The organism is Absicoccus intestinalis, assembly GCF_033971885.1.
GTDB lineage: Bacteria > Bacillota_I > Bacilli_A > Erysipelotrichales > Erysipelotrichaceae > Absicoccus > Absicoccus intestinalis.
The window spans coordinates 84,726-98,404 of sequence record NZ_JALBUS010000005.1; the positions used below are offsets into that span (position 1 = coordinate 84,726).

Below are 13,679 nucleotides of genomic sequence, written 5' to 3' on the forward strand. Positions count from 1 at the left end.
AATAAAATCACCCCCAATGCTTTGGTTTCCCAAAGCAGAAGATCATTTTCCTTTTTTTCCTCTTTTATTCACTAACTCAAACAATAAAATTCATTATACTAGAATGAGGATGCGCTCTTTTCACGCAAGATTTTTGTGGCCAACGTCCAATTGGCTTCCGATTGCTTTTGCGTACATCCTTCATAAGCACCCAAATAGGCAGTAAATCCCAAATGGGAATACATCGCAATGGCCCCATAACTATTGGTTTGCGTAGCCAGATATAAAGGATATTTTCCCGGTGTCGCATCGTATTTCATAATTAATTTAGAAACCATGCTCGACCCAATTTTATGATGCTGATGCACTTGAGATACCGCCACGTAATGAATGCGCAAACGATCCATGCCAAAATGATGTCCTGGCCATAAACCCGCACTGCCAACCAATTGGCCTTCTTTATCACAGACAAATAAGAAATTGTCTTTGAAATGGGGATGAGATGCCATTTCATGAAAAGTTTGTTTGGCTTTTTCAAACGTGTCAAATACACCCAAGTCCAATTGTAGTTGGGCCCATGCATTTTCAAAGGTAGGCTGGTAGACAACATATTGATAAGCTGGATCCAATGGCACTTCATGTGTGCAAACTTTTCGTCCAATGATCATCAATAAAGATCGATATTCTACATTTTTATCTACAATTGTCATTTTTATCACCAATAATAGTATATCATGGAAACAGGAGGATTTTATCATGACACTCACAAAACAGTCACTCGCAAAATATTTTGATCATACGTTTTTAAAAGCCTATGCGACTGAAGACGACCTTCGTAAACTATGTAACGAAGCCAAAGAAATGAATACAGCTATGGTCGCCATCAATCCAGAATGGATCACTTTCTGTAAAAAAGAACTAGCTGGTACCGATATCCATGTGGGGGCTGCCATTAGCTTTCCACTTGGACAAACAAGTCGTAAATCCAAATTGGACGAATGTCAAAATGCGATCGATGATGGCGCCGATGAAATTGATTATGTCATCAATATTGGTCGGGCTAAAATGCATGATTGGACCTATATCCAAGAAGAAATGGAAGCGATGGTCCAGCTATGTCGCACACACAATGTGCTCATCAAAGTTATTTTTGAGAATTGTTATTTAGAAAAAGCAGAAATCAAAAAACTCGCCGAGATTGCAACAATCGTCAAACCCGACTACATTAAAACATCGACTGGATTTGGTAGTGGTGGAGCCACAGTAGAAGATGTTGCCTTAATGGTGAAAACGGTTCATGGCACAGTCAAAGTAAAAGCAGCAGGTGGTATTCGTTCTTGGGAAACTTGTAAAGCGATGATTGAAGCAGGAGCTAGCCGTATTGGTACATCTTCTTCGGTAAAGATCTTAAAAGAATTTGAGGAAGCTTGACATGCAGCCATTACTCTGTAAAGGCTATCCCACACGATCCATTTGGGCCAATGATCGTCTCGCCAAAAAACGTGGTCTAGATCAGCCGATTGGCACATTTTGGGATGTTTCGATTCACGATCATGTACCAACAACGATCCAAAATGTAGAAGGCCATCCCTATTTAAAAGACTTGATCCATCAAGATCCCGAAGGCCTATTAGGACCCGGACTGGATACAAAAGATTTTATTCAATGTGTCTATTTAGATGCCAAAGACCAGTTAAGTATCCAAGTCCATCCCGATGATGCTTATGCGCAAACCCATGCACATGACAATGGAAAATTTGAAACCTGGTACATTCTGGATGCGAAACCTGGAGCTACACTGGTTGGTGGTACCACGACAACCGATGCGAACATCATTAAAAAGGAATTACTTTCTGGTGAAATCAAACCGTATTTAAAACAATGGACTGTACATACAGGAGATTACTTCATCATTCCCAATGGCACGTTACATGCTTTGGGCAGTGGTATTTTGGCATTAGAAATTGGTACAAACAGTGACACGACCTATCGTTTCTATGATTATGATCGGGTAGATGCACAAGGAAAGAAACGCCCACTACAAATCGAAGATAGTTTTCAAGTTGCTCATTTTGAAAATACCATTGGCTTTATTCCTGCACACGACACATCTTGTCGATTGTGTGAAGATCCTTTTATCGTTGATGATATCTATGTAACAAACCATCAAAAGATCATGTGTGGACCTGCCTTCTGTATCATTACGAATGTAACGGATTCTGATATACTATACACATGGAAGGAAGACACCCAAACATTACCAGCCTATGACAGTTTATTTGTGCCTTATAGTGCCGAAGAACTGACTTTACATACTGGTCATGTATTGGTAAGTCGTCCAAAGAGAGGATAAACATGAAGAAAACAATTCTAGTCACTGGTGCCAATGGTTATTTGGCATCTTTGGTATATAAAACCAATCAAGACAAATTCAATTGGATCCGCATGACACGAAAAGATGCCGATTTATCGGATCCAGATGCCGTTGCTACCTTTTTAAAAAGCCAATCCTTTGATATTTGTTTCCATACAGCCGCCAATGCCACAACGGCTTGGTGTAATGAACACCCTGAATTGGCTCATACGATCAATGTTGAATCCACGCAAAAAATCATAGATGCTTGTCAAGAAAAAGATGCCTTATTGATTTTTTCCAGTTCGGAACAATGTTTTAATGGTAAAGAAGAACATGGTCCCTTCAAAGAAGACGAGCCGACCAAAGCGGTTACTGTTTATGGACAAAATAAAAATGAATGTGAAGATCGCATTCATGCACAATGGTCAAGATCCATCATTTTACGATATTCTTGGCAAATGGGATTGTCTAGTGATGGCATCAAGGCAAGTCCATCCATCATAAAAAATGTCATGCATGCTCTGTTGACACAAACGCCAACAAAATTTACTTGTAACGAAAAACGCTGCATGACCTATGCCAAACATCTTGCCGATCAATTTGAGCAAATTACCCAACTCGATCCGGATACCTATCATGTAGCTGCACAAAATACAATGACAACCTATGAATCCGCTGTATATGTAGCCCAACAATTAGGAGCGACACCAAAAGCCATTGCCACCTATATTTTGCCAAATACCGAACGATATCGTGATCGTTTCCGTGATTATCGATTGGATGCATCCAAATTAGAAGCCCACGGTATCCATTTTGGTACGTTTGAAGAAAATGTGAAAGAAGTTTTAAAAGACTTTGGATGGCTGGTATGACATTACAAGAACTCGTTGAAAAGTATTATGTAGAACAAAACTACAATTGTGCCGAAACCTTGTTGCATGCCGCCAACGAATACTATGACTTACATATTTTAGAAGAAGATATGAAAATGATGGCTGGTTTTGGTGGAGGTATGTTTGTAGGCAGTACATGTGGTGCCATGGTTGGATGCATTGCCGCTTTATCAAAGATGACCATTCATACCAAAGCTCATGAAGAATTGCAAGCCATTCGTCCTTTGATCCAAACGTATCAAAGAAATTTCAAACAAATCTTGGGTGCCACACAATGTGTGGAATTGAAACCCAAATACAATACAACTGAAAAACGTTGTTTGCCTACTTGTTTGATGGCTAGTCAAGCTCTAGAAAAAACCATACAAGATCTAAAAAAAGAAGGGGAGTAAAATTTTACTCCTCTTCTACTTTTTCCCATTCAGAATCCAATTGTTCATCGGACTCTTCTTCGTTATCGTCTAACGTTTCTTCTCTTTTACGCAAACGCAAACGAGCATTTAATAAATTGGCTTGTTTTGTTGCTCCACGAAGCATTCTTGAATATGTGATAAACGCAATCAATGCAACAATAAAGAGAATCACACAACAAGCAATGCCAAATAAGAAACCTTGTGCCATGACTTGCAGTACACCGGTCACCACACAACAAGCCATACAGATAAAGATAAAGAACAATGTCGAACGAACGGAATTTCGATATTTACGGAAGAATTCATATTTTTCTTCTTCATTATCTATGGTCTTTCGATATTCACCCGGCTGTTCTTCATTTCGTAAAACAAACCATCCCGCTACTTTTTTATCTTTCGACGGAGATACCGACAACAATTTCCAACCGTCTCGTTTCCATTGCGCTTTTGTTTGGGCAGAAGGCTCTTGTTGGTAATAATTCAACAAATAGTAATAATCTTTTGGATCACCTTTTACGAAAACAAATCGTTTTCCATCACGACGCACATAATGATAGCCACGCTGTGATTGTTGTTCTAAATAATCTTCTTCTTTCGCATATTCAGACAACAAGAAACGTTTCTTTTCTTCATAAAGATCTCCTTCTGGAATATCCTCCGTTTCCAGATCTTCCTCTTCTTCGTCTTCATCCAGATCAATTACTTCAATGTCTTCATCTTCTGGTTCCACTGGTACAGACGTTTGAATTGGTTCCACCTCTTCTGGCGCTTTTCGATCTTGTATATCTTCGCTAATTTTTTCGGATGGTTCCGGTTGATCTTCTTTTTCATCCATATCCATGACCGGAATATCCATTTCATCTTCCACTTCGCCTTTTGTTGCATCATCCGTATCCTCAACATCAACAATATCAATATCGTCATCTTCATCTAAGTTCATGACTTGTCCATTGGATGTATCTAGATCCACATGTTTTGATTTGGACGCATCCACAACCTGCAAGACTTCATCCAAAGAAATTTCTAAACTTTCCTTATTGGTCTTCTTCGGCTTTTCTTCTTCCACCTTTACCAGTTCGATATCATCGTGATCTGGGGTGGCATCTGGTTTTTGGATCAAAGATTCAATTTCTTTTTCATCCACATCCGCTGGTTTTTCTTCCTCGGTCTTATCAACAATAGCCAATTCTTCGATCAATTCATCTTCTGAAGCTTCTTCAATTTCCTCGGGTCGTGCAACTTCTTCAACGGGGGTTGGTTCCACCGTTTCGGATTGAACAACGGGGGTAGGTTCTTCTTTTTCAACCGTTGCAGTTGATTCCATATTTTCAACCGGTTCTGGCTTTGCGACACGTTCCTCTTTCGGTTTCCAAACTTTGACTTTTTCTTCCGCTACATCTTGTTCATGTGCTAAAGATTCCTTCATTTGTTGGACTTGACGTGCCCTGACCTCTTCTACCGGATCAACGGGTGCTTGATGACGTCTTGGCTTGTCTTTGGGGGCCAAAGTAACATCTTCAATTTGAAAAGAAGTATTCTCAAAAGCTTGAGAATGCACTTGTACACGTGTCGTTTTATTACGATTAGCACGCTTACCCAGATGAAATGCACTCTTTCGTTCTGGCTTTTTCTCGCTTTGTTTCTCATCGACATTGAATACACTTTGGGCATCAAAATGCTTCAATTCGGGTTCATTATAGTGAATGCCCGCCGCATGATCAGCTTCCTGAATTCGCTTTAATTCTTCGAGGGCACTTTCTTTCTTTTTTTGTTTGGATTCTTCGGCCATACTACGTCACCTTCTAACGTTATTATTTTACTAATTAATACGTAGTTAGTCAAACCACGGAAAATTTCCATTCTGAAAGATGGTGATTTCCTCGCCCTTTCGCGTCTTCCCTTCGATTTGCAGATCCTTGGTCCCGACCATAAAGTCCACATGGATATTGGACTGATTCAATCCATGCTCTTTTAATTCTTCACTCGTCATTGATAAACCCTTTTCAATACATTCCGGATACGATTGTCCAAACGCAAAGTGACAAGAAGCATTTTCATCGATCAATGTTTCATAGAAGATTTGATGGTAATTCGAAATCGGTGAATCATAAGGAACCAACGCAATTTCACCAATATAGGAAGAACCTGCATCCGTAGATAAAATTTCTGCTAAAACTTGTTTTCCTTCTTTCGCATCAAAATCAATGACCTTGCCATCTTTGAACTGAAACCAAAAATCTTTGATCAATGTACCTTGATGCGATAAAGGCATGGAAGCCACTAACTTTCCTTGAATTCCCTTTTTCAATGGGGCGGCAAAAATTTCTTCCGTGGGAATATTCGCAAAATAAGAAGTTCCATCGATGAGCAAACTATTTCCACCCGCAAATCGATAGTGTTCTGGCAATTCCACCATAAGATCCGTTCCTAAATGGTTTCTATAGTGTAAAGATCGAAGCTCTAAAGAATTGATCCAATCCACTCGCTTTTCAAATTGCTGTTTACGTTTTTCCCATGTATCGACCGGATCTTTTTCATCCACATGACAAATCCGCAAAATATCTTGCCATAGACGATGGGTATCTTCATGTCCATAAATTTGTTTTGACCAGGATCGGGTCGCAACAGCAGCCACACACCATTGACAATGCATAAAATCCAATTGATGACGATAAAAAGCCGTATCTTTTCGAAAGGCCTTTCGATAATTCGTGAACTTTTTTGGATCCACATCCTTCATCAAATTGGGATCATCGCCAACCAAATACAAGTAACAAGCTCCTTTCTTGGCGGTTTGATTGTAAAGATCCGATACATAGGATGGCACTTTTTCCACATCATCCGCATAAAGATAACGATGATGTGAAATGATCTCATCGCGATAGCGAACGATCACATCTTTGGCTCCTGCACGAAACGCTTCTTGAGATAGAGCCTCAACAAAGGAATACACTTCCACAGGAGCTTGGATAACCACAATTTGATTTCTTTTTACATGGAGTCCTACTTGAATCAATAATTTTGCATAATTTTCAAACATATTACTATTCTACCTGAAAAAAGCGTGCACACGCACGCTTTTTACTTATTTTGACAATGTGGACAAGAACCAGAAGAACAAGAATCCTTTGTATCACAACATCCAGTTCCCGTTTTTCGCATATGACGAACCGCAAAATAGATTAGGATCACAAGGATAGCACCAACAATAAACGTAGACATATGTTTCCTCCTTCATTAAACATTTTCAACAACCGTATCTTCTTTTGGCTTTGGTTGTGGTCGTACAACTAAATAAATACAGATAGCCAATAAGATCAGAGCAACCACGGTCCAGAAACCAAATTGACCACCAAAGAACAACCAGTTACCCAATTGATAACCAATCAAAGCAACGACCCAACCTAAGATAAGTTGGAAACAAATGCAGTAAACACCCCAAGCTTTTGAACCCATTTCTCGCATCATCGTACTCATTGCGGCAATGCAAGGTGGGTTGAACAAGTTCAATAACATATAACTGAAAGCACCCATTGCCGTAAACAAACCAGCTACTTTTGCTTGTCCACCAGCCAATACAACGATCGTGCTGGCAGCCAATTCTTTTGCGGATAAAGCAACCAAGACAGATACGCCGCCTTCCCAGTTACCAAATCCAAGAGGAGCAAAGATTGGGGCAATGAATTGGCCAATACTACGCAAGATTGAGCGAGACAGATCCATAGATTCTGGATCTAAGTATTGTAATGACCAACTATAGGACATCAAGAACCAAACAATGACAGATACCGCAAATATAATGGTTCCAGCTTTGATGATAAAGTGTTTACCACGATCCACAACACGTAATAAGACCGTCTTGGCTTGAGGAAGATGATAGGCTGGTAATTCCATGACGAATGGTGCCGTTTCACCCGCAAATCGTGCAGTCTTTTTCAAGGCAATTCCGGAACAAATAATGATGATCCAAGATAAGAACAACATGCCCACCGCAATATAAGGATTACCGCGGAAAAAGACACTTGTGACCATACCAATGATTTCCGTTTTTGCCGAACATGGAATAAACGTACACAACATAATTGTCATACGACGATCTTTTTCATTCTCGATCGTACGTGTGGCCATGATGGCCGGCACACCACATCCCGATCCAATCAACATCGGAATAAAGCTCTTGCCGGATAACCCAAAACGACGGAAGATACGGTCCATGACAAAGGCAATACGTGACATATATCCACAATCTTCCAAGATGGCCAGGAAGAAGAAGATCAATAAGATTTGAGGAACAAAACCTAATACGGTTCCAACACCACCGATGATACCATCAACAATTAAATGTTGCAGCCAAGTCGCTACTCCAATCGAAGTCAAGAAATTGGTTACGGCATTTGGTACGATTTCACCAAATAAAACATCATTCGTCCAATCGGTCATCCATGTACCTAAGGTAGTGACCGAAATATAATAAACAAACCACATGATGATCGCAAAAATAGGCAAAGCTAAGATTCGATTGGTCACGATCTTATCAATTTTATCCGATACACTCAATTCCCCTTTTTTACGTTTCTTCTTTACACAAGTTTGAATGATCTTGGTAATATAATCATACCCTGACCGGTGATGATACTTTCCGCATCATCATCCATTTCTTTTTCACAATCGATGATATGACTTTCTACATGGTCTAAGATAGCAGGATCCAAATGCATTTCTTGGATGGCTTTTTCATCTCGTTCAAAGACCTTAACAGCCGCCCAGCGAAGTCCGGCATGGCCCACCGTCGATTCGATGGATTCTTCAATATGCGCCAAAGCATGCTCGACCGATCCGGTAAATACATGAGGATTTTTGATGGAAGGACGCATTTTCGCAAGTTGTATCGCTGCTTCAGCGACTTCCATCGATCCTTCACTACGTAAAGCCGATAAGGACATCACTTTACATCCCAACTCTTTTTCTAGTCCTTTTAAATCAATTTCGTCTCCATTTTTCTTGACCAAATCAATCATATTAATGGCTAAAACCATAGGAATATCCAATTCCAATAATTGTGTGGTTAGATATAAGTTACGCTCAATATTTGTTCCATCCACAATATTGATCAATGCATCGGGTCGTTCATTCACAAGATATTGTCTTGCCACCACTTCTTCCATACTATATGGCGATAAGGAATAAATACCTGGTAAATCTTGAATGGTCACATCCTCGTGAGCACGAAGTTGACCTTCCTTTTTTTCAACGGTTACACCTGGCCAGTTTCCTACATACTGACTGCTCCCCGTTAAATCATTAAATAGGGTCGTTTTCCCACTATTTGGATTTCCCGCTAAAGCTATCTTCATCATCTATTTCCTTCCTATTCCACTTCGATCCATTCAGCTTCCGACTTACGAATGGATAATTCATATCCGCGCACCGTCAATTCGATGGGATCGCCTAAAGGGGCTACTTTGCGAACAAAAATTTCTACACCCTTGACAATGCCCATATCCATGATGCGACGTTTTGTAGCGCCTTTTCCAGTGATCTTTTTAACGGTCACACTCGTTCCTACTGGTATTTGATTTAGTGTCATATATCTTCCCTTCCTATACCATCACTCGACGCGCAAGTGAAGTATCTATGGCAACACGAACATTTTTTACTTCAACGATCAAATTTCCATCAATGCTTTGGATGACTTGTACTTCGGCTCCTTCCACAAATCCCAAATTTGCTAGATGCTTACGCATTTGATCATTGCCTGTAACTCGTTTCACAATATATACCGTATTTATATCGGCAAGTGATAATGGCATATCCTACCTCCATAGATATATTCTTTCTAACATAGTTAGTATAGAGCAACTCGAATAGTTTGTCAAATCTATTTTAGATAGCACTAATTTTATTAAAATAATCTAATTACATAGCTAAAAAAAACACCCACATCAAGTGAGTGTCCCTTTCTTAGTTTAAAGCAGCTTTTGCTTCTTCACAAATCTTTGTGAAGCTTTCTGCATCATGGATAGCCATTTCGCTTAACATCTTACGATTGATTTCGATATTCGCTAATTTCAATCCATGCATTAAACGAGAATAAGATAAACCATTCATACGAGCAGCGGCATTGATACGAGCAATCCAGATCTTACGCATGTTTCCTTTTAACTTGCGACGATCATTGAATGCATATTTGAAAGAATGCATTACCTGTTCATTTGCCGTTTTGTATAATGTATGTTTTGAACCAAAATATCCTTTGGCAAGTTTTAATACGCGCTTTCTACGAGCACGAGTAACAGTTCCACCTTTAACTCTAGCCATTCTATTTTCCTCCTCTATTTAAAATTACTTTTGTAACATATTTTTAATACGTTTGTAGTCTGTAGCATGTACCGTTGTAGGTTTTGCCAAATGACGTCTTTGTTTCTTTGTTTTACCGTGGAAACGGTGAGATGTATAGGCATGTGATCTCTTTAATTTTCCTGAACCTGTCTTCTTTACTCGTTTGGCAAGTCCTCTATGAGTTTTCATCTTAGGCATAATTTGCTCCTCCTTACTTCTGCGTCTTCTTAGGCGATAAAGTGACTGACATTGTATTTCCTTCCAACTTAGGACGCTTCTCTACGTTGGCAATATCCGAACACGCCTCCATGAATTTATCCATGGTATTTCGTCCAGTTTCCTGACGCGTAATCATTCTTCCGCGGAATCGCATATCAATCTTTACTTTCATCCCCGCTTCAAGCCATTTTCTCGCATGACGTAACTTCGTTTGAAAATCATGTTCCTCCACCACTGGTGATAAACGCAATGACTTAATTTCAACAACATGTTGTTTGCGCTTTGCTTCTTTTTCCTTCTTCTGCTGCTCAAAATGATATCGACCATAGTCTAATATCTTGCAAACAGGCGGCTTAGCTTTTGGCGCCACACATAACAAATCTAAATTTTGACTCGCTGCAATACTTTGTGCTTTTCTTTTAGACATGACGCCCAATTGTTCACCATCAGCACCAATGACACGAACTTCTTTGAATGGAATCTTGTCATTAAATAAATCATGATTCACATTATTTGGGGCTACTTTACGATTACGGATATCCGACACCTACCTTCTATTCATAAAAAATGGGCACGACAAACGTACCCATTCTAACTTAAGCAATTTCATGAATTGGCTTAAACCCATGTATCCAAATACATCAGGTGAGAAGAGGTACTTCTATCTTTCCATTCCTTACTCGAAGATATTACCACATGTTCAATGTCATGTAAAGAAAAAAAGCTCGAAATTCGAGCTTATTTACAATGGTGGATCCTTGGGGATTCGAACCCCAGACCCACTGATTAAGAGTCAGTTGCTCTGCCAGCTGAGCTAAGGATCCATGTGATTGCTTAGGTATATTAACATGATTTCCTACTTCATGCAAATATTTTTTTCAATGCTTAAAAAAAATCGAATTGATACATTTATTTTTTTCTATATTTGAATTATAATCTAACCATGGGGGAGTACCTTTCCATTTTCCTTAGAAAAAAAGGAAAGTTAGTATTAGGAGATGTAATTATGTTAACAGGCAAAGTAAAATGGTTTAATACCGAAAAAGGATATGGATTCATCATTGATGCCGATGGCAAAGATGTTTTTGTCCATTATTCTTCCATTCAAGCCGATGGCTTCAAAAATCTAGAAGAAGGTCAAACCGTATCCTATGATTTAGTCGAAACAGATCGTGGACCACAAGCCAATAACGTAAAAGTTATCGGCGAATAGTCGCTTTTTATTCAGTTTTGATTGTTCGTTTATCCTTCCCCCTTAAAAAAGGAGAGCCTTTCGCTCTCCTATATTTTTTGCTTTGTATACTTCACAATTTGATAAGTCACATCATTTTCTTCCTCTTCTTCTAGAATGGTTTTGGTATATAAAGAAGAATCAAACATCGGAAAATAAACATCGGCATCTTCTGCATCTTGAATGTGAGTCAACAACAATTCATCCGCATAAGGCAACATCTGTGCATAGATTTGTGCCCCACCAATCACATAAACATCCACATTCTTATCTTTATAAGCTTGAATAAACGCATCAATGGTTGCAAATACTTCAACTTCTGGTTCCACCAATGGAGCCGAACGCGAAATCACAATGTGATGACGACCCGGCAATAAATGCGGCAACGACTCATACGTTTTTCGCCCCATCAAAACAATATGTCCTTTTGTGGTTTGACGAAAAAACTGCATATCTCCCTTCAAATGCCAAATCAAATCATTATTTTTTCCAAGTTCATAATTTTTGCCAATCGCAGCAATCTCAATTAATTTCATTTTCCTCCTTTTATTGGGATATTGGAAAAGAAATCTTTCCCATATGTTGATAATTTAATAATTTGATATCGGTAATATCCTTGCTATGATCAAAATCATAGAAATTCTTGATATCCGGATTTAACCATAATTTTGGAGTCGGCAACGATTCCTTGGTAGAATAGCGCTCCAATTGTTCTTTGATCCCATCTACTTGATTTACATAAATATGCGCATCTTTGATAGACCAGCTCATCGTGCCTGGTTGCAAGCCTGTGACTTGGGCTAACATGCACAACAATACCGCGTATTGAGTGACATTGAATGGCAATCCCAATGGTACATCGCAACTTCGCTGATGTACCCACACATTCAATTTACCATCTGTGATATCCCATTCACTCGACCAAACACAGCTTGGTAAAACGGCAGTATCTAAATATTCATCTTGCCATAAAGATAAGACACGACGACGATCATCCGGTGTATGGATTAAACTATCGATCAAACGATCCATCAACCCCATTTTTTTAACGATATAACCATAGGCCGTACCAATGGTATGTGCATATTTTGGATTAAAATGCTTCAAGACCTTACCCGTTTTTTGATCTTTCCAATCACCGTTTTCATCGATTTCCCATAAATCCCAAATGTGAACATTTCGTTCTTGTAGCCATCGCACATCATTGGACTGTACTTGATAAATCCATAACATTTCTAAGACGGCTTGTCGAATAAATAATTGTTTTGTCGTTAAAATAGGAAATTCTTCCCCTACGTCCAAGGTAAAATAGGCACTCGGAATCTTGATTGAATCCACTCCCGTACGATTCTGTACCTGCTTTCCTTGACGCAAGATATTTTCACAAATTCGACAATAAATTTCATCCCACGCTGACATTTCCTTCTCCTTTTTTCAACAAATGATCTTCAATAAAATGACCAACAGCCCCTTCATCATTGGTCAACGTTGTTACATATCTCGCATTCATTTTCGATTCTTTGGATCCATTGGCCATACATACACCACAACCAACTAACCCCAACATTTCTTGATCATTGGGTGCATCTCCAAAAGCCATGATCGTTTCCAAGGGAACACCATAATGCTTCGCTAATTTCTTCATGCCAAATCCTTTGTTGATATGGGGATCGACATATTCAAATAACGTATCACTGGTCGCAAAACCAACGACACGAGCATCATAGAAATGACTGGCTCTTTCCAATATGACCGGCATATAGCTTGGCTCAAAATGCATCATCAACTTATTGATATCGCGATTTTGCATAAATTCATGCATATTCACTTCAATTTCCGTTTCACCAAACATCAAGGCATCGGCTCTTGTTTTTTCATTGGACTTGCTGGTGTAACGAGTAGGGCCCATCACAACATGAAATTCGACATCCAGATCTTCAAAAAAACGAATGATCTTTAATACGACATTGCTAGAAATCAAATGATATTCTTCTTTATCACGACGTCGTAGATCATATAAGACGCCACCATTCATCCCGACAATAAAACTTACATCTTGTTCAATGCCCCAATCATGGATCATCGGACGAACCGTTTCAATCGGACGTCCAGAAGCAATCCCAAATAAGATCCCATGATCTTTTAAACAACTGATCACTTCGCGATTAATGGCAGGTACTTTTTTGTGTGAATCCAAAAACGTGCCATCTAGATCCGTTGCCACTAATGTGATTGTTTCGTTTTCCATA

The 13,679-nt window shown here is 39.2% G+C and carries 19 protein-coding genes and 1 tRNA gene; 5 read left to right on the top strand and 15 right to left on the bottom strand.

The genetic code is table 11. The annotated features are described in order from the left end of the window. Positions 1 to 98: 98 nt before the first annotated feature. Positions 99 to 689, bottom strand: a complete 591-nt coding sequence (locus MOZ64_RS04705) for a GNAT family N-acetyltransferase (protein WP_320325435.1) — start codon at positions 687 to 689, stop codon at positions 99 to 101. A 46-nt stretch (positions 690 to 735) separates the two neighbouring features. Here MOZ64_RS04705 and deoC point away from each other — a divergent pair, with 46 nt between their 5' ends. The 4 genes from deoC to MOZ64_RS04725 are packed head-to-tail and all read left to right on the top strand — an operon-like array spanning position 736 to position 3,620. Then, positions 736 to 1,410, top strand: coding sequence for a deoxyribose-phosphate aldolase (gene deoC / locus MOZ64_RS04710; protein WP_320325436.1), 675 nt, complete (start codon positions 736 to 738; stop codon positions 1,408 to 1,410). A 1-nt stretch (position 1,411) separates the two neighbouring features. Continuing rightward, a complete protein-coding gene (locus MOZ64_RS04715) occupies positions 1,412 to 2,332 on the top strand; it encodes a type I phosphomannose isomerase catalytic subunit (RefSeq protein ID WP_320325437.1) in 921 nt (306 codons plus the stop codon). A 2-nt stretch (positions 2,333 to 2,334) separates the two neighbouring features. Beyond that, complete coding sequence (locus tag MOZ64_RS04720; protein WP_320325438.1) at positions 2,335 to 3,207, top strand: SDR family oxidoreductase; 873 nt, start codon at positions 2,335 to 2,337, stop codon at positions 3,205 to 3,207. Further along, positions 3,204 to 3,620, top strand: a complete 417-nt coding sequence (locus MOZ64_RS04725; RefSeq protein ID WP_320325439.1) for a C-GCAxxG-C-C family (seleno)protein — start codon at positions 3,204 to 3,206, stop codon at positions 3,618 to 3,620. Before MOZ64_RS04720 ends, MOZ64_RS04725 begins: the two co-directional genes overlap by 4 nt. A gap of 4 nt (positions 3,621 to 3,624) precedes the next feature. Here the strand turns inward: MOZ64_RS04725 and MOZ64_RS04730 are convergent, their stop codons facing one another. The 11 genes from MOZ64_RS04730 to MOZ64_RS04780 form a co-directional block, all read right to left on the bottom strand. After that, a complete protein-coding gene (locus tag MOZ64_RS04730) occupies positions 3,625 to 5,430 on the bottom strand; it encodes a DUF2812 domain-containing protein (protein ID WP_320325440.1) in 1,806 nt (601 codons plus the stop codon). Between the two features lie 45 nt (positions 5,431 to 5,475). After that, positions 5,476 to 6,681, bottom strand: a complete 1,206-nt coding sequence (locus MOZ64_RS04735; protein ID WP_320325441.1) for an aminopeptidase — start codon at positions 6,679 to 6,681, stop codon at positions 5,476 to 5,478. A gap of 41 nt (positions 6,682 to 6,722) precedes the next feature. After that, positions 6,723 to 6,863, bottom strand: a complete 141-nt coding sequence (locus MOZ64_RS04740) for a hypothetical protein (RefSeq protein WP_320325442.1) — start codon at positions 6,861 to 6,863, stop codon at positions 6,723 to 6,725. Between the two features lie 15 nt (positions 6,864 to 6,878). Continuing rightward, positions 6,879 to 8,198, bottom strand: a complete 1,320-nt coding sequence (gene feoB / locus MOZ64_RS04745) for a ferrous iron transporter B (RefSeq protein WP_320325443.1) — start codon at positions 8,196 to 8,198, stop codon at positions 6,879 to 6,881. A gap of 23 nt (positions 8,199 to 8,221) precedes the next feature. Further along, positions 8,222 to 8,998, bottom strand: a complete 777-nt coding sequence (locus MOZ64_RS04750) for a FeoB small GTPase domain-containing protein (protein ID WP_320325444.1) — start codon at positions 8,996 to 8,998, stop codon at positions 8,222 to 8,224. 11 nt (positions 8,999 to 9,009) lie between these two features. After that, the gene (locus MOZ64_RS04755) at positions 9,010 to 9,228 is read right to left on the bottom strand and encodes a FeoA family protein (protein ID WP_320325445.1); all 219 of its coding nucleotides are present in this window, start codon (positions 9,226 to 9,228) and stop codon (positions 9,010 to 9,012) included. Between the two features lie 13 nt (positions 9,229 to 9,241). Continuing rightward, a complete protein-coding gene (locus MOZ64_RS04760; protein ID WP_320325446.1) occupies positions 9,242 to 9,451 on the bottom strand; it encodes a FeoA family protein in 210 nt (69 codons plus the stop codon). A 151-nt stretch (positions 9,452 to 9,602) separates the two neighbouring features. After that, positions 9,603 to 9,959, bottom strand: a complete 357-nt coding sequence (gene rplT / locus MOZ64_RS04765; RefSeq protein WP_128521244.1) for a 50S ribosomal protein L20 — start codon at positions 9,957 to 9,959, stop codon at positions 9,603 to 9,605. A 24-nt stretch (positions 9,960 to 9,983) separates the two neighbouring features. Beyond that, positions 9,984 to 10,178, bottom strand: a complete 195-nt coding sequence (rpmI, locus tag MOZ64_RS04770; RefSeq protein ID WP_128521243.1) for a 50S ribosomal protein L35 — start codon at positions 10,176 to 10,178, stop codon at positions 9,984 to 9,986. A gap of 13 nt (positions 10,179 to 10,191) precedes the next feature. Continuing rightward, complete coding sequence (infC, locus tag MOZ64_RS04775) at positions 10,192 to 10,746, bottom strand: translation initiation factor IF-3 (RefSeq protein WP_320325447.1); 555 nt, start codon at positions 10,744 to 10,746, stop codon at positions 10,192 to 10,194. Between the two features lie 201 nt (positions 10,747 to 10,947). Further along, positions 10,948 to 11,023 (bottom strand) — tRNA-Lys (locus MOZ64_RS04780). Between the two features lie 182 nt (positions 11,024 to 11,205). Here MOZ64_RS04780 and MOZ64_RS04785 point away from each other — a divergent pair. Next, positions 11,206 to 11,412: a cold-shock protein gene (locus MOZ64_RS04785; protein ID WP_320325448.1), complete on the top strand. Its 207-nt coding sequence runs from the start codon at positions 11,206 to 11,208 to the stop codon at positions 11,410 to 11,412. A gap of 68 nt (positions 11,413 to 11,480) precedes the next feature. Here the strand turns inward: MOZ64_RS04785 and MOZ64_RS04790 are convergent, their stop codons facing one another. From MOZ64_RS04790 to MOZ64_RS04800, 3 genes are read right to left on the bottom strand one after another with little or no spacing between them, the layout of a single operon-like run. Continuing rightward, complete coding sequence (locus MOZ64_RS04790; protein ID WP_320325449.1) at positions 11,481 to 11,966, bottom strand: dihydrofolate reductase; 486 nt, start codon at positions 11,964 to 11,966, stop codon at positions 11,481 to 11,483. 10 nt (positions 11,967 to 11,976) lie between these two features. Further along, positions 11,977 to 12,849, bottom strand: a complete 873-nt coding sequence (gene thyA / locus MOZ64_RS04795; protein WP_320325450.1) for a thymidylate synthase — start codon at positions 12,847 to 12,849, stop codon at positions 11,977 to 11,979. Then, the gene (locus tag MOZ64_RS04800; protein WP_320325451.1) at positions 12,833 to 13,678 is read right to left on the bottom strand and encodes a Cof-type HAD-IIB family hydrolase; all 846 of its coding nucleotides are present in this window, start codon (positions 13,676 to 13,678) and stop codon (positions 12,833 to 12,835) included. Before MOZ64_RS04800 ends, thyA begins: the two co-directional genes overlap by 17 nt. Position 13,679 lies beyond the last annotated feature (1 nt).